The following is a 17,874-nucleotide window of genomic DNA, read 5'->3' on the forward strand; positions in this document are numbered from 1 at the left end:
GCTCGAGCTGCAGCACCCCGGCAGAAACCGGAACACCATCAAGGAGTGCCATGACCATCACCTCTTCCCGGCGCCCAGGTCGACTCGCCGTGCTCACCGGCGCGGTGACCCTCGCCCTCACGTTGGCGGCATGCAGCGGGACCGACGGCGCCTCCGGCGGTGGCGGCACCCTGACAGTCGGCGCGGCCACCAATGTGCAGACCCTCGATCCGCAGATGGCCGCCGTTGCCCAGGAGTACTACCTCAACCCGGTCTTCGACACCCTGGTCCAGGAGCAGAGCGACGGCACCCACGAAGCCGGCCTGGCCGAGGAGTGGGAGATTGTCGACCCCACCACCTTCGAGCTCCAGGTGCGCCCAGACGTCACGTTCAGCGACGGCGCACCGATGGACGCCGATGCCGTGGTGGCCAACTTCGAACGCGGCATGGCGATGGAGGCCAGCCCCTCGGCGTCGTTCTACAGCAACATCGACTCCGTCGAGGTCGTCGACGACTCGACCGTGCGCCTGAACCTGACCGAGCCCACCACTGACATGCTCTCCCAGCTCAGCCGACTGCCCGGGATGATGATGAGCCCGGCATCCTTCGACGCTGATCCGGACACCCAGCCGGTCGGAGCCGGTGGTTGGACCCATGACGCGGCAGCGTCCAACCCGGGAGAGGTGCAGGTCTATCAGGCCAACCCGGAGTACTGGGACCCGGACCGGGTCGGCGTCGACACCATCGAGATGAGGGTGCTCGAGGATGCCTCCGCAGCCACCAACGCTGTCCTCGACGGACAGGTCGACATCATCGAGATGCGCAGCGAGGCCGACCGCTCGACCCTCGAGAACGCGTCGCTGCAGCTGATCGAGCGCGCGAACCCGAACGTGTACTACCTGCAGATCATGGACACAGACGGAACCCTCGTCGACGCGATGGGTGACGAGCAGGTTCGCCGGGCCCTCAACCTGGCCATCGACCGCGAAGCCATCCAGGAAGGTCTGCAGTTCGGTCAGGGAGACCCGAGTCCCGGCTTCTGGCTCTCGGACAGTCCGTACCACGAGGAGTCCCTCGAGGATCTTGCCCACGACCCCGACGAGGCCCGGCGGCTGCTCGCCGACGCCGGCTACGAGGACGGATTCTCGGTGACGTTCCCGGCCTTCGGAGCCATCACCGAGATGGCCGAGGCGATCCAGCAGATGTGGGCAGACGTCGGCATCGACGTCACGATCGAGCAGGTCGAGCCCGGCACGCTCGCCGATGTGATGCGCAACGGTGAGACCGCCATGGCCGTCACGCTCGCACGAGGCTTCACCGCCGAGTCCCACTACGACGAGAGACATGCCCCCGGAAGCCCGTACGACCCGTTGGGCACGGACCGCGGTGAGGTCGCCGAGCTCGCCGACGTGGCGCTCAACGCCGAGACGGAAGAGTCCCAGGCCGAGGGTTGGCGCGACGTCTACACCTATCTGATCGAGCAGGGCTACCTCATGGTCGTGGCCCACCAGGTTCCCGTGGTCGTCACCTCCGAGCGTGCCTCGGGTGTGGAGCTCTCCTCCTCGGACAACCTGCCCAAGCCCTACGACATCACGTTGGAGTGAGCCTTGCTACGCGTCGCACTCAGCCGCCTCGTGGCGCTGGTTCCGCTCGTGCTCGTGGCCAGCTTCACGGCGTTCCTGCTGTTGCAGCTCACCGCAGTAGATCCAGCCGTCGTACGCCTCGGTGAGACGGCGACGGAGGAGTCGTACGCGGCCTTCCGTCACGAGATCGGCGTGGACCGTCCTGTCCTCATCCAGTACGGCAGCTGGCTGTTCAACGCCGTGCAAGGTGACCTCGGGACCTCGTGGGCGAGCTCGACCTCGGTGACGGCCTCACTCATGGGTCGGTTTCCCGTCACACTGACGATCTCACTCGGGGCGTTGATCGTGGGTCTGTTGATCGGCGTCCCGGCGGGCATCGCGGCCGGCGTCCGAGCCGGCCGGAGCACCGACTCGCTGCTCACCGGTGGGGCGTCGATCGGCCAGGCGATCCCGAGCTTCTGGTTGGCACTGCTGCTCGTGGCCTACGTCGCCATGACGACTCCGTGGTTCCCGGCCACCGGCTACGTGCCCTTCGCCAGCGATCCGGGGGAGTGGTTGCGCAGCATCACGTTGCCGTCGATCGCCCTGGGCGCGGCCGCTGCCGGTGCGTTCGCTCGTCAGACCCGTGCCGGGTACGTCCGGGTGCTGCACGAGCCGTACGTCCGCACGGCCGTGGCCGGCGGGCTGGCTCGCCGCCGCATCCTGTGGCGCACCGCCCTGCGCAACGCCTCCGTTCCCGTCGTGACGACGATCGCCGGTCAGGCTGCCGTGCTCGTGGGTGGAGCAGTCGTCATCGAGCAGGTCTTCGCGCTGCCGGGCCTGGGGCAGCTCGTGCTCAATGCGATCCGCAACGGCGACATGCCGGTCGTGCTGGGCTTCGTCGTCCTCATGGCTCTGCTGATGGCGGTGATCCAGTTCCTGCTGGACCTGACCTACGCGCTCGTCGATCCCAGGGTGCGTGCCGCATGATGGGCCGCAGCTCCGTCCTGGTGAAGGCGTCCTGGCTCGTCCTGGTCGTGGTCGGTTTCCTCGCCGCCTTCGGACCGTGGATCGCACCCTACGACCCCACCGATGGCACGATGGGTGACGCGCTCGCGAGTCCCGGGGCCGACCACTGGCTCGGCACCGACTACCTGGGTCGCGACACCCTGAGTCGTCTCATCGACGGTGCCCGGGTCTCGACGATCGCCGGCTTCGAGGCGACGGCGGTCGCGGTGATCCTCGGTGGTGGGATCGGCATGGCGATCGGTCTCGTTGGCGGCTGGGCCGACCGCATCGTGATGCGGATCGTGGAGGGGATCTCGGCGATCCCCGCGATCGTCCTGGCGATTGCGCTCATCGCAGCGCTCGGCAGCGGACTCACGACGTCGATGTTCGCGGTCGGGATTGCCTTTGCCATGGGGATGGCGCGCTTGGCGCGCGGCCTGACCATGGCAGAGCGCGAGCGGTTGTACGTCGACGGGGCGCGGGTGGTCGGTGCGAGCCGGCGACGACTGCTGCGGCGTCACATCGCCCCCAACATCGCCGCGCCGATGGGGGTGGAGGCCACGCTGGTGTTCGCGCACGCGGTGACCATCGAGGCGGCGCTCAGCTTCCTGGGTCTCGGGACCCAACCGCCAGCGGCGAGCTGGGGCATCATGCTCTCGAGCGCGCAGCGCACGATCCGCGAGGCTCCTTTCCAGGCGATCCCGCCCGGCCTGGCGCTCGTCCTCATGGTCCTGGCGCTCAACGTCGTGGGCGATGCACTCATTCGTCGCCGCCGGGGTGTCAGCATCGACAACCCGACGGGTTACCTCGAACCGGTCGGCGTCGTGGCAGCCACGGGTACCCGGCCCGCCGGACACGGTTCCGGTGGCGGGGTGCGAGAGGGCGCGACGGCACCGTTGCTCGACGTCCGGGGCCTGACCGTGCGTTACGGCGAGACGACAGCAGTGAACGACGTGGACCTCTGCGTCCACGACGGTGAGGTCGTCGCCCTCGTCGGGGAGTCCGGCAGTGGGAAGACCTCGGTCGCCATGGCGCTCGCCGACCTGCTCACCCTGCCCGCGTCGAGCAGCGCCGACCGGCTACGCCTGCGCGGCCACGATCCACTCGACCTCGTCGAGGCCGACCGTGCCACCCGGACAGCGTGGCAGAGCCGGGTCGGGGTCGTCTTCCAGGAACCCTCGGCGGCGCTGAACCCGCTCCAGACGGTGGGACGCCAGCTGCGCGAGGTCATCGAGGCTCAACGCCGTCTCGTCGGTGGGCAGGAGGGTGGCGATGCCCGGAGGACGGTCGAGGAGGAGATCGTCTTCCTGCTGACGTCGGTGGGGCTGCGTCGCCCGGAGGAGGTGGCCAGGCAGCGACCCGGCCAGATCTCCGGTGGCATGGCACAGCGCGTCATGATCGCCCTGGCGCTGGCCAAGTCTCCCGACCTGTTGATCGCCGACGAGCCGACCACGGCTCTCGACGTGACCGTCCAGGCCGAGATCATCGCCTTGCTTCGCCGGCTGTGCACGGAGCGTGACTTCGGGGTGCTCCTCGTGACGCACGACCTCGGTGTGGCCGGTGAGCTGGCCGACGAGGTGGTCGTCATGCTCCGGGGTGACGTGGTCGAGTCCGGACCGCTGGAGAAGGTCGTCCGCCGGCCCGGTCACGACTACACGGCCAGTCTCGTCGCAGCTGTCCCACGCAACGAACCCGGCCGAGCCATCCTGGAGCCCCGGACGAAGGAGGAGGCGCTGTGAGTCCACACGAGCTGCTGGGTTCCATTGAGAACCTCACGGTGGAGTTCCCGCGCAGACGGAGCCTCGGTGATCTTCGACCCGCGCCGTTCACAGCGGTCGATCACGCCACGCTCGACCTGCGCCCCGGTGAGATCACCGGACTCGTCGGTGAGTCCGGGTCCGGCAAGTCCACCGTGGCCAGGGCGTTGCTGCGGCTCGTGCCGTTCAGCGGGCGGGCGACGGTCTGTGGGTTCGAGGTCGGCGCGTTGCCGATGCCGGCACCGCTGGCCTACCGGCGCGCCGTCCAGGCGGTGTTCCAGGATCCGATCCAGGCGCTCAACCCCCGTCACACGGTCGCCGAGATCGTCGGGGAGCCGCTGCTCATTCAGGTCGACTCCGATGCGGCGACCCGACGTGACCGAGTCGTCGCGACGCTCCAGTCGGTCGGGCTCGACGAATCCTTCCTGCAGCGCACGACCCGCGAGCTGTCCGGTGGTCAACGCCAGAGAGTGGCCATCGCTCGCGCGATCATCGTCGAACCGTCCCTGCTGCTCCTCGATGAGGCGCTGAGCGCTCTCGACGTGACCACCGCGGCCTCGGTGGCGCGTCTGCTGCACGGCCTCCTCCGACCGGACTCGGCGATGCTGTTCATCGGCCACGACCTGGCGATGGTCCGGCAGCTGTGCGACCGGGTCCACGTGATGCGAGAGGGGCGCATCGTCGAGTCGGGCACGGCCGAGCAGGTGTGTGGTGCGCCGCAGCACGAGTACACGCAGCTGCTCATCGAGTCGATCCCTCGGTTGCTGGGCGCCGAGACCGTCTGAGGCCCGGAGCGGCGTGGTGGCCTCGCCCCGGGTTCAGGCGTACTGGGCCGACGTGCGCAACGCGTGCTTGGCGAGCTTGCCACTGCCCGTCTTGGGGAGCTCGTCGACGACGACGACCTCATCGGGCAGCCACCACGACGCCACCTGTGGCGCGAGGTGAGCGAGGAGATCCTCCGTCGTCGTCCCGGGGTCGCGCAGCACGACGTAGGCGACAGGACGTTCAACCCACCGCGGATCCGGACGAGCGATGACCGCAACCTCGACCACGGACGGGTGCGACGCGATGGCAGACTCCAGCTCCACCGAGGAGATCCACTCGCCGCCGGACTTGATGAGATCCTTCAAGCGATCGACGATCCGCAGGTAGCCGTCGCCGTCGATCGTGGCGAGGTCCCGGGTGCGCAGCCAGCCGTCGGAGGTGACGTTGTCCGGTGACTCGACCCGGAAGTAGCGCTCGGCCACCCAAGGCCCCGACGCCTGGAGCTCGCCTATGGCGCGGCCGTCGCGGGCGACCTCCTCGCCGCTGTCCGGGGCGACCAGACGTAGCCGGACGAGGGGCATCGTCTGACCCTGCGCCGCACGGACCGCCACCTGCTCGTCGTCCGGTCGGTCTGCATGGTGGCTGCGTGTGCCACCGATGACGCCGACCGGGCTGCGCTCGGTCATGCCCCATGAGTGCGTGATCGGAATCCCGACGGTCTCGCGATAGGCCTCCGACAGCGAGGGCGGCACCGCCGAACCGCCGCCAAGCACCAGGCGCAACGAGCCGAGGTCATACTCGCCCAGCTGCGGCAGCAGACTCGTCCAGACGGTGGGAACGCCGCTGGTGAGAGTCACGCGCTCGGTCTCGACGAGGGAGAGCAGATGGTCGGGGTCGTTCGAGGCGCCCGGCATCACCAGCGACGCACCGGCCATCACGGCACCGTACGGCAGCCCCCAGGCATGGGCGTGGAACATCGGCACGACGGGCATGACGACGTCGCTCTCGCAGATGCCGACCAGGCCTGCGGCCAGCGTGCCGAGGCAGTGCAGGACGGTCGAGCGGTGGCTGTAGCCGACACGCTTGGGATGGCCCGTGGTGCCGGAGGTGTAGCACAGTCCCGCAGCAAGGTCCTCGTCCTCGCGCCGGAAGGCATCCTCCAGCGACCCGGTCATCAGCGGTGCCGAGTGCACGAGGTCGTCGTAGTCGTGGATGCGTGGGTCGTCGGGAACGGGCGCGTCGGTTCCGTCCGGCAGCACGACCCAGTGCCGTACGGTCGGCAGGTGCTCCACGAGTGCCCAGATGCGTGGCAGAAGGCCTCGGTCGACGAAGAGGACGTCATCGCCGGCGTGGTTCACGACGTAATCGAGGTGGTCGTCGGAGAGTCGGATGTTGATCGTGTGCAGCACGCGCTTGGTGGCGGGCACGGCGAGATAGAGCTCGAGGTGTCGCCGGCTGTTGCTGGCGAAGGTGGCGACGTGGGCGCCGGCCGACACCTCCAACCGGTCCAACACCGTGGCCAGTCGGTGTTGTCGGCGACCTCGCGGTACGTGACCGTCTCGGTCCCGGCCGTCGTCACCGTCTTGTGAGCGAAGTGGGGGCTGAGCAGAGCGGTGCCGAGCTCGTGGCGGCGACCGGGTGCGCGGACGGCGACGTCGCGTGCCTGCGTGCGCTGCCGGTCGAGACGATCCTTTCCCACCAGGCGGGAGGTTACGTCCCCCACGTCGACTCTCTGGTGCTGCACGAGCCCATCAGTGAGTCTCTCGCGGCGGGCCGGTTCCACCGGGTGCCGGTCATGGGTGGCAGCAACCGTGACGAGTGGCGGCTCATCGTGGGGATCGTCAACGTGCTCGCCGGCAACCCGATCACTCCGAAGAACTACAGCAGCCAGTTCGGTGTCCACCGGACGTTGCCGAGCAGATCGTGCAGGAGTACCCGCTGGAGGACTTCGCGAGTCCCGAGCTCGCAGTCGGTGCCGTCGGCACCGATGCGACGTACTCGTGCACGGCACGGCCCGCCCACGTCCAGCTGCCTCGGTACGTCCCCACCTACGAGTACGAGTTCGCCGACCGGACGGCTCCGCAGGTCTTCCTGCCGGCGACGGACGGGTTCGAGTACGGTGCCGCCCACGCCTCCGAGCTCCCGTACCTCTTCGGTCTTCCCACGGCTGCTCACCCCGCGGACCTGACCAACCCGCAGCAGGAGCTGGCGACGTCGATGCGTCGGTACTGGACCAGCTTCGCCCGCACCGGTGTGCCCGAGGCTGACGGCACCGATCGCTGGCCGGCGTTCACGCCTGCGGCACCGAGCATCCAGAGGTTCTCGGAGGAGGGGGTCGAGACTCGTACGGACTTCGCCGAGCGTCACCGCTGCGAATTCTGGGCCTCCCTCGGCTGACGAACGGCGGATCCGGGCGGACGAGCGATGGTCAAGCGACCGTGGCGCGGGCGGGTTCGTCGTGCGGCCTAGGGTGCTTCCATGACCGAGATCGTGGGCGTCGACCTGACCGACGACGTTCAGTTCGCGCGGTTCCACGCAGTCTACGCATCCTGCTACGACCGACCGTTCGACCAGCCGTGGGCGGCTCCGGAGAAGCGCGTCAACCTCACCGACGACGCCTACGGCCGTCACGAGCTGGTCGTGGCGCTCAGAGACGGGCAGCCCATCGCCGGGGGATACGTCTCCATGCCGCTGCAGGACAACGTCGACATCGCGTTCGTCGAGGTGTTCGTGCTGCCCGAGCATCGTGGTCGCGGGTACGGCACGGCACTGCTCGACCACCTGGTCGACGTCGCACGGCGGGCCGGTCGAACCCGGTTGCACGGTGAGGCCTTGTGGTCCGTCGACCACGACGGTGACCCGGGCTCCCGGTTCGCCGACGCCAAGGGCTTCACCGTCGACATCCTCGATGCTGTTCGTGAGCTGCCGCTGCCGGTCACAAACCTCCCGCCGCCGGAGCCCCGCGGCGGTCACCGGCTGGTCGCCTGGCGCGTGTGCCCCGAGGAGTGGCTCGAGCAGTACGCGAGGCTGCGACATCTCCTCCTGCAGGAGGCGCCGTCAGGGCCGGCCGGGCTGGAGAACGAGCACTGGGACGCCGAGCGCATCCGGCACGAGGAGGCCAGCTGGCAGGGCCAGGGACGCATCGCGCAGACGGTTGTCGCCATCTCGCCCGAGGACCGACTGGCCGGTCACACCCAGCTCGTCGCCGCTGCCGACGGCATCGAGGTCTACCAGTGGGACACGCTGGTCCTGCCGGAGCACCGCGGCCACGGCCTCGGCCTGGCGATGAAGCTGCGGGCCATGCAGGCGGCCGAGGACCTCCTGCGGGGACGGCGACGGATCACGACGTGGAACGCCGCGAACAACGCACACATGATCGCCGTCAACCAACAGCTCGGTTTCCGGCAGACGGCCTGGGCTGCCGAGTACGTCCGTCAGATCTGACGGCGCGATCCGCGACCGGGGATCCGACGCCTCCCGACGGCACCTCGACCCGCGGCTCGCCAGAGCCTGCGGCTACCGTGGTCAGGTGAGCGAACCCGAGCGCGACGGCCGGTGGCCACGCCGTGTCTACGGCCATGGCCGGGAGCCTGATCCACGCTTCAGTCTGGCGAACGAGCGCACCTTCCTGGCCTGGATCCGCACGACGTTGGCCCTGCTGGCCGGGGCGGCAGCCGTGCACGCGTTCGACCTCGGCGTCAGCGACGCGGTGGCCCGCGTGGCGGCCGTGCTGCTGGCCGTGGCCGGGCTGGGCTGCGCGGTCCACGCCTGGATCGGCTGGTCCGGCACGGAGCGTGCACTGCGTGAAGGGCGTCCGCTGCCGTCCAATGCGATGGGGGTCCTGCTCGTGGCGGTGGTGGCGCTCGCAGCCCTGATCATGATCGTGGTCGGGGCCCGCGGGTGAGCTACGGCGCCGTCCCTCCGGGACTGCAGCAGGAGCGGACGACGCTGGCGTGGCGCCGCAGCACCTTGGCGTTCTGCGTCGTGGGGCTTCTCGTGGCACGCGCGGCACTGGAGACCGACGCTCCGGTCCTCATGGTCGTGTGTCTGCTGAGCGCCGCCTGCGCGATGTGGGTGGCGGTCCGGGTGCTGAGGACGGGGCGCTGGAGCGCCCCGTCGTCCCCTGAACCGGACTACCAGGTCCTGCGCGACGGACGACTGCCGGTGCTCGTGGTCGTCGTGGCCGCGGTCCTGTGTGTCGCGGTGGCCCTGCTCTCCCTCGGCGTCACGGTGTGAGCCGCCCGACTGGCGGTCTGCCGGCAGGGGCGTAGAACAACCCGGCCAGAGCGGACCTTCCCGGGATCATCTGCGCCTGCTCACCCGCAGCACGAAAGTCGAGCAACAGGCTTATGGTGACCAGAAGCCGACTACGGAGGATGGGCCGATGTACGCAGTCGTGAGACTCAACACCTGGGACGCCGCGAAGCGGGACGCGGCCGCAGCTGATGTCGCCGAGTTCGACCGCATCCACGCCGAGCAGCCCGGCTTCCTGGAAAGCCTAGTGGTCGACCTCGGCGGAAGTCGGCATCTCACCGTCAACCTCTGGGAGTCCGAGGACCAGGCGACGCAGGCACTGCCGGTGATGGGTCCTGCCGTCGGACGCCTGTTGGAACCGTTGTTGGCGCAGCCGTCGCAACTCATCGGCACCGGCGAGGTCGTCCAGGGTGGGGAGGTCCTTGGCACTGGACGGGCCTGAATGCCTCCTGGCTTGTGTCGTGGCCCGGCGCACCTCGACCTCCATCCACATCCCGCACGTCCACGACCGCGGCTTCTCATCGGGCGGCACGACGCCTTCACGGCGACCGTCGGACCCGAGACTGTTGGCGGTTGATTCGTCACGATGCCATGGCAGGTCAACTGAAGGCGGCCTTCGCCGAGGGTGCGGGGCTTCCACGTCGACGTCCTCGATGCGGTGCGCGCGCTGGTCCACGCCTCGATGGGCTGGTCCGGAACGGAGCGTGCGTCACGGTGTGAGCCTCCTCGCCGGGAACCGTCGAACCAGTCTTGAGACGCCTGGTTCTGTGAACAGATTCCGACCACAGCCGTGTGTCGTCCGGCAGCTGCACTAACGTTGGTCGACCATGCCCGATCTCCTCGGAATCAACCACCTGACCCTATCCACGATCGACCTCGATCGGCTCGTCACGTACTACACGGAGATGTTCGGAGCCGTGCTCACGTTCGAGCGCGCTGCAACTCCATCTGATCCTCGGATTGCAGTCGTCAATGTCGGCGGGGACGACCATCTGATGATCGTCGAAGTTGCTACTGCCGCCACCATTGATCTCGACCCCTTGAGTAGAGCGGGATGGGGGCTACGCGTGGGGACGTACTCGCAGCTGTGCGACGTCCGCGAACAAGTCCTGGCTGCAGGGTGGCCGGTCGACCAGATCGAGACTCTTCCCACGCAGTGGACGATGACGGCTCGAGATCCCGATGGACGCCCCGTGGACGTTCGAGCTCATCGCACCCGCACCGCATGCCTGCTCAACGACAACCGCAGCTATCAAGACACGCGCTAGCTGTATGCACTCAGCAGAGACGTTGGTGACAGGGTTTCAGTCCGGTGTCTCGGCCAACCGGCGATAGGCGGCTTCGAGCATCTCGTCGGCCTCGATGGCCGCCTCGAGGAGTCCCAGGCCGTTGTCCGTGCGGTCCTTGACCGAGCGGTGCCAGCGCTGCACGTTCTCGACGCTGAGGTCCAGGAACCGTCTCGTCGCCGAGGTGAGCGGTCCGCTGGCGGTGATCGCGTAGATGTCCCTGGCCGGTGGTGGGTCGATCATTCGTAGGCTGGCTCCGCGCCGACGTGCCTCCATCGCCTGGCGCATGGGTAGGAGGGCGGCGCCCGCCCCGGAGGCCAGCAGCGGCACCAGGTCGCCGGTCTCGCTGACATCGACCACCACTCGGGGCTCGACGTTGCTGCGGTCGCGGATACCGGCAAGGTACTCGCGGCCGAATCCTCGGTCCACGATCATCGGGAGACCGTCCAGCAGCTCGACCGGCACTGGGTCGGGCAGCTCGCCCCGCCAGCCTGGGGGGAGTGCCAGGACGACCTCGCCCTGCCCGATGTGCGTGCACTCGATGCCGGCGCGTGAGACAGGGCTGACCGTGTAGCCCAGCTCAGCGGCGCCGGACCGGATGAGGGCGACGATCTCGTCGGTGTGACCGTCGTGTTGGGTGAGGCGCACGGTGATTCGAGGGTGCCGACGGCGGAAGTCGCCCACCCAGGCGGCGAGGAAGCTGGACGTGAGCGAGGCGGAGATCGCAAGGTCGACCCGTCCACCCTCCAGGCCTCGGTGTCCCTCTGCGACCTGCCGCGCGTGGACGACGTCGCGCACGACCTGACGAGCGGGGCCGACCAGCGCCTCGCCTGCGGGAGCGAGCACCAGGCCTCGTCCCACGCGACGGAAGAGCTCGACGCCGAGGTCTGCCTCGAGACGACGGATGATCTGGGACAGTGACGGCTGGGCGAGGTAGAGCGCTGACGCTGCACGAGTGATACCACCGTGGTCGACGACGGCGAGGAAGCACTCGATCTCGCGCAGGTTCATGGTGTGATCCAAGGGCGACGGTGGTTGATGGTCAAGTCCTGGGCGTCACGGATCCTCGCCCACGGCGGGTACCCGCTGGTCGGCGACCGGCGGCACGTGGTCGAGCCGGAACGGGAGACCGGGCACGGTGAAGCGCTCTCCTGCGGGGTCGATGCCGGTGGTCAGGATCCCGCTCGCCGCGACGTCATCGGCCGTCGCGACGTCGGCGTACTCACGGACGGCGGCCGCGACGAGTCCCTGCTCGGAGAGGAGCCGTACGCACTCCTGCGTGCCGAGGTGCTGGAGCACCTCAGAGATCTCTGCCAGCAGGAGGTCACGGTGCGCGACGCGGCCCGGGTTGTCGCAGAAGCGGGGGTCATCGAGCAGCCACTCCTTCTCCAGGAACCGGCACAACCGGGCGAAGTGTTCGGCCGTGTAGGCGGAGAGCACGATCAAGCCGTCCGCCGTCCCGACGAGGTCGGCGGCCGGAGCGACGGTGGCCTGACCGTTCCCCTTGCGACGAGGCTGTTGCCCGCTGGTGTGCCACTCGCCCCACATCGCCGACTGCATGTGGATGGCGACGTCGATCAGCGAGATCTCCGCTCGACCACCCTCGCCAGTGCGTTCGCGTCGCAGGAGGGCGGCGAGGACGGCCTGCACGACGGCATAGCTGGCGCCGACGTCGGCCACCGGGAAGCCCACCCGCTGGGGCTCGCGGTCACGCTCCCCGGTGATCGACATGATTCCACTCTCGGCCTGGGCGGCGATGTCGAGTCCGGCGCGTGAAGCCGACGGACCGCCCGGAGGGAACCCCGTGACGCTGACGTGCACCAGGCGAGGGTTCCGTGCGGTCAGCACGTCGGCCCCGAGCCCGAGTCGTTCCATCACGCCTGCCCGCAGGTTCTGCACCACGACGTCGGCTGCTTCGACCAGTGTGAGCGCCTGGGCCAGGTGCTCGGGGTCCTTGAGGTCGAGTGCGATCGAGCGCTTGCCACGGTTGAAGGCACAGACGATGCCCTCGCCGTAGGAGCCGATCGAACGGGCCTGGTCCCCGGCCGGGGGCTCGACCTTCACGACCGCGGCACCCAGGTCGGACAGGATCTGGGTCGCTGCCGGGGCCGCGATGTAGTGGCCGAACTCCACGACACGCACTCCCTCGAGCGGGCTGGTCATGGACGCTCCTACTCTCCGGTGAAGACCGGTGTCCGCTTCTCGATGAAGGCTCGGGCGGCCTGCCGTGCGTCGTCGCTGCGGGCGCAGTCCACCATGCGCGGCACCTCTTGTCGAAGATAGTCGGCGACCTCGGGTGTGACCGCATCGCGCAGGTTCTCCTTGGCACGCACCATGGCTCGCGGTGCCTGGTGGGCGAGCTTGTTGGCGAGGTCGTGGACCCGTGACTCCAGGTCGTCACTCACCTCGGTCACGAGCCCGAGCGCGGCAGCCTCGTGCGCTGGCATCCGGCCTGGGTCGAGCAGCAACGACCGGGCACGCGCAGGCCCCACGGCGCGAGCCAGGAGCCAGGCGCTGCCGAAGTCACCGGGCACTGCAGCCCCGATGAACGCGGTGTTGAACACGGCGCGTCCGGAGGCGATCTGCAGGTCCGTTGCCAGGGCGAGGCTGAGGCCAGCCCCGGCGCAAGCTCCGTCGATGGCGGCGACGGTGGGCTTGTCCGACGTCGTCAGCATCTCCACGATCGAGGACGCATGAGTCAGACGTTCCTCGTCATCCTCGACGGAGTGACCTCGCAGGGTGCGGGTCTCGTGGTCGCCGGCGTCAGCGGAACCGACCTTTGCCATGTCCGCACCGACGCAGAAGTCTCGGCCGGCGCCAGTGAGCACGATGGCTCGAACCGCAGGGTCCGCCAGGGCCGCCTCGAGCGCTGAGATGAGCTCGAGGACCAGTTGCCATGAGATCGCGTTGCGACGCTCCGGCCGGTTCAGTGTCATCGTGCCCACGCCGTTGTGGACCTGCAGGAGCACGGTGGGCTCGGGCGTGGCCATGGGTGGCTCCTTGGTGGTGGCGGTGTGTGGTCCGTTCATCCTCGTGATCAGGTGTCGCAGTGGTCAAAGAGCAATCCGAGCACCCACTGATAGGCAGCAACAATGGGTCACTCATTGTTTCCAGCAATGGGTTCGTGTGCGTTCACGTCTTTGACGCTTTGGTTGGCTCGGTATGGACTGTGTGGTACCTCACAGACGACCGGTCGTTGCCGTTCGATGTCCACCCAGGAGTTGCATCATGAGCACCACCCCACCTCGCAGCGGTCTTCGCCGAGCCGGCGCCGTCCTGATCGCCGTCGGCACGACGCTGGCGTCGGCGTGCAGCGCCGCGTCGAACGACGACAGCGACTACCCCCAGCGCGACATCCAGGTCGTCGTGCCCTACCCGGCCGGCAGCGGCATCGACACGACCACCCGTGCGCTGACCGACATCATCAACGACCAGGGCGACCTCGGCCGCAGGATGCAGGTGGTCAACCGTGAGGGGGGAGCGGGCTCGGTGGGGACCACGGCAGTCCTCAACGCCAAGCCGGACGGCTACACGATCGGCGTGGTTCCTGACGGACCTCTGACCCTCCTGCCGCAGACCGAGGACCTCTCCTACGACCCGGAGAACATCTCGGTCATCAACGAGATCATCACCTCGCCGATCATGATCGTCGTGCCGGAGGAATCACCGCACGAGGACCTGCAGTCACTGGTTGCTGCGGCGGGGGACGATCCGTCGACGATCACGCTCGCCGAGGGGCCCTTGAACTACACGGTCCCTGCCGACAAGCTCGAGCAGGAGAGCGACGTGACGTTCAAGCGGGTGAAGTTCGACGGCGATCAAGCCACTACGACCGCCCTGCTCGGCGGCAACGTGGACGCGGGCGTCATGCAGCTGGCCAGTGCCCTGCCGCAGCTCCAGGCCGGCAAGATCCGTGCGCTCGCGCTGACCTCGGCCGAGCCCGTGGACCTCGTGCCCGACGTTCCCACCTTCGCTGATGCAGGTGTGGACTTCGCCTGGGAGGCGTACAACGTGGTCGTGGCACCTGACGGTCTGCCCGATGAGGTCCGGGACACGCTCGAGAACGCCTTCGCGCAAGCTGTCCAGAGTCCGGAGTTCGCCGATGCTGCCGAGAAGCTCGGTCTCATCGTGAGCGGAGCCGGGTCCGAGGAGGCCATGGCCAACCTGCAGGAGAAGACCGAGTCTTCCGCCGCGATCCTCGGGGCTGAGCAGTGACCGCCGGCGGTCGCCCCGAGACGGGGGTGCCGATCGAGCTGGTGACGTCGACGGCGTTGCTCGCCGTCGGGCTCGTCTATGGGGCGCAAGCGCTGCAGGAAGGTCTCGGCTCCGTGGCCGAGTCAGGTCCCGGCGCCTTCCCGTTCGCCGTCGCCGTGGTGCTCGTCGGTGCCAGCGCGGTCGTCATCGTGCAGGAACGTGGACGCTCCCGAGAACCTGTTCCGGCAGATGAGGATGAGGACGCGGAGCTCGACGGGGAGGTGCGTTGGGGACGCATCGCTGGAGTCCTGGCGGCGGCCCTCGTAGTCCCCGTCCTCGGCGACGTCGTCGGCTTCGTCGTGGCGTTGTCGATCGCCCTCGGGGCCATCACCAAGATCATGGGGATGGCCGGCTGGTGGCGGCCCGTGGTGTTCGGCGTGCTGTTCGGGATGGCTGTCTGGCTGGTGTTCGTGCACTGGCTCTACGTGCCGCTGCCGTCCGGCCGGCTCGGGCTGGCGTAGGGGGAGCGCTGTGCTGGAGAACCTTGCGGCCGGTTTCGCGGCCTTCGCGGATCCGACCTACCTCCTTCTCGCCCTGGCCGGTGTCGTGCTCGGCACGCTGGTCGGCGTCCTGCCGGGCATCGGTCCGATCGGTGCCATGTCGGTGTTGCTCGGGGTCTCGACCCAGCTGGGACCGACGGGTTCGCTGATCCTGTTCGCCGGGATCTACTTCGGATCGATGTACGGGGGGTCGACGACGTCGATCCTGTTGAACGTTCCGGGGGAAGCGTCGTCGGTGGTGAGTGCGATCGACGGCCACCAGATGACCAAGCGCGGGCGTGCGGGGCCGGCGCTCACCATCTCGGCCCTCTCCTCGTTCGCGGCCGGGACGGTCTCGATCGTCGGTCTGATGCTCTTCGCGCCGTCGCTCAGTGCCCTGGCAGTTCGTCTGGGCCCTCCGGAGTACATGGCGCTGTGCATTGCGGGTCTGTTCCTCCTCGCGGCCCTGTCGAACGCGTCAACGGCCAAGTCGGTCGTGATGATCTGTGCCGGCCTCGCAGTCGGGACGGTGGGAATCGATCCGGCCGGTGCCGACCTCAGGTTCACGATGGGATCGACGACCCTCGCCCAGGGTTTCAGCTTCATCGCCCTCGTGATGGGAGCCTTCGGGGTGGCGGAGGCACTCACGATGGCCGCCCGATGGTGGCAGCCCGAGCGAGTCGCCGCGCCACGGCTGCGCGAGCTGATCCCGAGCAGACAGGAGGCGCGTGCCTCGGTCGGGCCCACGGCACGCGGCTCGATCATCGGGTTCCTGCTCGGTCTCGTGCCCGGCCCGGCGGCGGTGCTGTCGACGTTCGCTTCCTATGTCACGGAGAAGCGGATCTCACGCCATCCGGAGCGTTTCGGCAAGGGGGCCGTCGAGGGCGTCGCCGGGCCGGAGGCCGCCAACAACGCCGCCGCCGGTGCGTCCTTCGTGCCGCTCATGGTGCTGGGGGTGCCCTTCGCCCCGACGATGGCGCTCGTCCTCGCCGCCTTGCTCCTCAACGGCATCGTTCCCGGCCCCACCTTCATCGACGAGCAGCCCGAACTCTTCTGGACGGTCATCGCGGCCATGTACATCGGGAACGCCATGCTGTTGGTCCTCAACCTGCCACTCGTCGGACTCTTCACCCGGCTGTTGGCGGTCCCGCCCCACGCCTTGATGCCGTTCATCATCGGTCTGTGCGTGATCGGCGTGTACGCCGAGGGCAACTCGATGTTCGACGTCGTGGTGATGCTCGTGGTCGGACTCCTCGGGTTCCTGCTGCGTCGGTCCGGCTTCAGCATGGCTGCCTTCGTGCTGGCGGTGGTGCTGCAGCCGACGCTGGAGACGTCGTTGCGGCAGACCCTGGCGTACTCCAGCGGTGACGCGACGTTCGTGCTGGGGCGGCCGTTCACGATGGTGATCCTCGGGCTGGTCCTGGGAGTTGCCCTGCTGTCGGCACGCAAGGCCGTGGTTCGACGGCGTGCACAGCTGGCGGCGTCGGCCCCGTAGCGGTGCCTTGGCCCGGCGCGAGCCATGGGATCTGGTGCCAGGGACGGGAGTGCCCCGTCATCACATCTTGCGCAGTCGGACCCACTTGACTGAGTGGTCGGTGTCCTTGCGCAGGACGAGGTCGGCCCTGCCACGAGTGGTCTGGATGTTCTCGCGCAGGTTCGGCCAGTTGATGGTGTCCCACAGCTCCTCAGCGCGGGCGACGGCCTCCTCGTCGGTCAGCGCGCTGTAGCGGTGGAAGTAGGAGGCCGGGTCCGCGAACGCCGTGCGGCGCAGCTGCAGGAACCGTTCGACGTACCAGCGCCGGATGTCCTTGCTGGAGGCGTCGACGTAGATGGAGAAGTCGAAGAAGTCGCTGATGGCCAGGCCCGGGCTGCCGTCGCCCCGCGCACGGGCGGGGGCGAGGACGTTCAGGCCCTCGACGATGACGATGTCCGGGTGCTGCAGCACGACGGGCTCGTCGGTGACGTCGTACGTCAGATGGGAGTACTTGGGTGCCTCGACGCACTCCGCCCCGGACTTGACGTTCATGATGAAGCGCAGGAGGCTCTTGCGGTCGTAGGACTCCGGGAACCCCTTGCGGTCGAGGATCCCGCGACGCTCCAGCTCGGCGTTGGGCAGCAGGAACCCGTCGGTCGTCACCAGCTCGACGCTCGGCCGCTCGGGTGCGTTGGAAAGCAGCTCGCGGATCAGCCGGGCGGTCGTCGACTTGCCGACCGCCACGGATCCTCCGATGCCGATGACGTACGGCGTGCGCTTGGGCTGCGGGCGGCCGAGGAACTTCTCGGTGGCTCGGTAGAGCCCGGCGGCGGCGCGGATGCGCATCGTCATGAGCTCGGTGAGCGGCAGGTAGACCTGGCGCACCTCCTCCAGGTCCAGCTCCTCGCCGAGCCCTCGGACCCGCTCGATCTCCTCGGCCGACAGTGGCTGGGGTGCCTCGCCGGCGAGCTCGGCCCACGCGGACCGCTCGAGCTCGAGGTAGGGGGACAGCTCGCGTGCCATGGCGCCCATCCTGCCGGTAGCCGGCTTCGAGGC

Annotated in this window: 17 protein-coding genes and 1 pseudogene; 13 read left to right on the forward strand and 5 right to left on the reverse strand. The window is 68.7% G+C overall.

Annotated elements, in window-relative coordinates; translation table 11 throughout:
* Nucleotides 1-50 precede the first annotated feature (50 nt).
* From ACEVFP_RS05715 to ACEVFP_RS05730, 4 genes are read left to right on the forward strand one after another with little or no spacing between them, the layout of a single operon-like run.
* Nucleotides 51-1,583: an ABC transporter substrate-binding protein gene (locus ACEVFP_RS05715; protein WP_375002660.1), complete on the forward strand. Its 1,533-nt coding sequence runs from the start codon at nucleotides 51-53 to the stop codon at nucleotides 1,581-1,583.
* A gap of 3 nt (nucleotides 1,584-1,586) precedes the next feature.
* The gene (locus tag ACEVFP_RS05720) at nucleotides 1,587-2,531 is read left to right on the forward strand and encodes an ABC transporter permease (protein ID WP_375002662.1); all 945 of its coding nucleotides are present in this window, start codon (nucleotides 1,587-1,589) and stop codon (nucleotides 2,529-2,531) included.
* Nucleotides 2,528-4,288: a dipeptide/oligopeptide/nickel ABC transporter permease/ATP-binding protein gene (locus tag ACEVFP_RS05725; protein WP_375002663.1), complete on the forward strand. Its 1,761-nt coding sequence runs from the start codon at nucleotides 2,528-2,530 to the stop codon at nucleotides 4,286-4,288. Before ACEVFP_RS05720 ends, ACEVFP_RS05725 begins: the two co-directional genes overlap by 4 nt.
* Entirely contained in the window at nucleotides 4,285-5,091 is an 807-nt protein-coding gene (locus ACEVFP_RS05730; RefSeq protein WP_375002665.1) for an ATP-binding cassette domain-containing protein, read from the forward strand. The genes ACEVFP_RS05725 and ACEVFP_RS05730 overlap by 4 nt, the downstream gene beginning before the upstream one ends.
* Before the next feature lie 33 nt (nucleotides 5,092-5,124).
* Here ACEVFP_RS05730 and ACEVFP_RS05735 read toward each other — a convergent pair.
* A pseudogene (locus ACEVFP_RS05735) lies at nucleotides 5,125-6,597 on the reverse strand (long-chain fatty acid--CoA ligase); the annotation flags it as partial.
* 292 nt (nucleotides 6,598-6,889) lie between these two features.
* Between ACEVFP_RS05735 and ACEVFP_RS05740 the strand changes: the two are divergent.
* The 6 genes from ACEVFP_RS05740 (at nucleotide 6,890) to ACEVFP_RS05765 (ending at nucleotide 10,593) form a co-directional block, all read left to right on the forward strand.
* Nucleotides 6,890-7,468, forward strand: coding sequence for a carboxylesterase family protein (locus ACEVFP_RS05740; protein ID WP_375002667.1), 579 nt, complete (start codon nucleotides 6,890-6,892; stop codon nucleotides 7,466-7,468).
* A gap of 81 nt (nucleotides 7,469-7,549) precedes the next feature.
* On the forward strand, nucleotides 7,550-8,515 hold the full coding sequence (locus ACEVFP_RS05745) for a GNAT family N-acetyltransferase (RefSeq protein WP_375002668.1): 966 nt from the start codon (nucleotides 7,550-7,552) through the stop codon (nucleotides 8,513-8,515).
* Between the two features lie 85 nt (nucleotides 8,516-8,600).
* On the forward strand, nucleotides 8,601-8,975 hold the full coding sequence (locus ACEVFP_RS05750) for a YidH family protein (protein WP_375002670.1): 375 nt from the start codon (nucleotides 8,601-8,603) through the stop codon (nucleotides 8,973-8,975).
* Nucleotides 8,972-9,307 carry a DUF202 domain-containing protein gene (locus ACEVFP_RS05755; RefSeq protein WP_375002671.1) on the forward strand — a complete coding sequence of 112 codons (336 nt, stop codon included), beginning with the start codon at nucleotides 8,972-8,974 and terminating at the stop codon, nucleotides 9,305-9,307. Before ACEVFP_RS05750 ends, ACEVFP_RS05755 begins: the two co-directional genes overlap by 4 nt.
* Before the next feature lie 148 nt (nucleotides 9,308-9,455).
* Nucleotides 9,456-9,767, forward strand: a complete 312-nt coding sequence (locus tag ACEVFP_RS05760) for a hypothetical protein (RefSeq protein WP_375002672.1) — start codon at nucleotides 9,456-9,458, stop codon at nucleotides 9,765-9,767.
* 385 nt (nucleotides 9,768-10,152) lie between these two features.
* A complete protein-coding gene (locus tag ACEVFP_RS05765) occupies nucleotides 10,153-10,593 on the forward strand; it encodes a VOC family protein (RefSeq protein WP_375002673.1) in 441 nt (146 codons plus the stop codon).
* A 36-nt stretch (nucleotides 10,594-10,629) separates the two neighbouring features.
* Here ACEVFP_RS05765 and ACEVFP_RS05770 read toward each other — a convergent pair whose 3' ends face one another.
* The 3 genes from ACEVFP_RS05770 to ACEVFP_RS05780 are packed head-to-tail and all read right to left on the reverse strand — an operon-like array spanning nucleotide 10,630 to nucleotide 13,601.
* Nucleotides 10,630-11,622 carry a LysR family transcriptional regulator gene (locus tag ACEVFP_RS05770; RefSeq protein WP_375002674.1) on the reverse strand — a complete coding sequence of 331 codons (993 nt, stop codon included), beginning with the start codon at nucleotides 11,620-11,622 and terminating at the stop codon, nucleotides 10,630-10,632.
* A gap of 45 nt (nucleotides 11,623-11,667) precedes the next feature.
* Nucleotides 11,668-12,774 carry a CaiB/BaiF CoA transferase family protein gene (locus ACEVFP_RS05775; RefSeq protein ID WP_375002675.1) on the reverse strand — a complete coding sequence of 369 codons (1,107 nt, stop codon included), beginning with the start codon at nucleotides 12,772-12,774 and terminating at the stop codon, nucleotides 11,668-11,670.
* Between the two features lie 8 nt (nucleotides 12,775-12,782).
* Nucleotides 12,783-13,601: an enoyl-CoA hydratase/isomerase family protein gene (locus ACEVFP_RS05780; RefSeq protein ID WP_375002677.1), complete on the reverse strand. Its 819-nt coding sequence runs from the start codon at nucleotides 13,599-13,601 to the stop codon at nucleotides 12,783-12,785.
* Between the two features lie 238 nt (nucleotides 13,602-13,839).
* Here ACEVFP_RS05780 and ACEVFP_RS05785 point away from each other — a divergent pair, with 238 nt between their 5' ends.
* From ACEVFP_RS05785 to ACEVFP_RS05795, 3 genes are read left to right on the forward strand one after another with little or no spacing between them, the layout of a single operon-like run.
* Nucleotides 13,840-14,826 carry a Bug family tripartite tricarboxylate transporter substrate binding protein gene (locus tag ACEVFP_RS05785; protein WP_375002678.1) on the forward strand — a complete coding sequence of 329 codons (987 nt, stop codon included), beginning with the start codon at nucleotides 13,840-13,842 and terminating at the stop codon, nucleotides 14,824-14,826.
* Nucleotides 14,823-15,326: a tripartite tricarboxylate transporter TctB family protein gene (locus ACEVFP_RS05790; RefSeq protein ID WP_375002679.1), complete on the forward strand. Its 504-nt coding sequence runs from the start codon at nucleotides 14,823-14,825 to the stop codon at nucleotides 15,324-15,326. The genes ACEVFP_RS05785 and ACEVFP_RS05790 overlap by 4 nt, the downstream gene beginning before the upstream one ends.
* Before the next feature lie 10 nt (nucleotides 15,327-15,336).
* On the forward strand, nucleotides 15,337-16,839 hold the full coding sequence (locus tag ACEVFP_RS05795) for a tripartite tricarboxylate transporter permease (protein ID WP_375002681.1): 1,503 nt from the start codon (nucleotides 15,337-15,339) through the stop codon (nucleotides 16,837-16,839).
* A 60-nt stretch (nucleotides 16,840-16,899) separates the two neighbouring features.
* Here ACEVFP_RS05795 and coaA read toward each other — a convergent pair whose 3' ends face one another.
* On the reverse strand, nucleotides 16,900-17,850 hold the full coding sequence (gene coaA, locus ACEVFP_RS05800; protein ID WP_375002682.1) for a type I pantothenate kinase: 951 nt from the start codon (nucleotides 17,848-17,850) through the stop codon (nucleotides 16,900-16,902).
* Nucleotides 17,851-17,874 lie beyond the last annotated feature (24 nt).

It is taken from the genome of Aeromicrobium sp. CTD01-1L150 (assembly GCF_041951745.1).
Lineage (GTDB): Bacteria > Actinomycetota > Actinomycetes > Propionibacteriales > Nocardioidaceae > Aeromicrobium.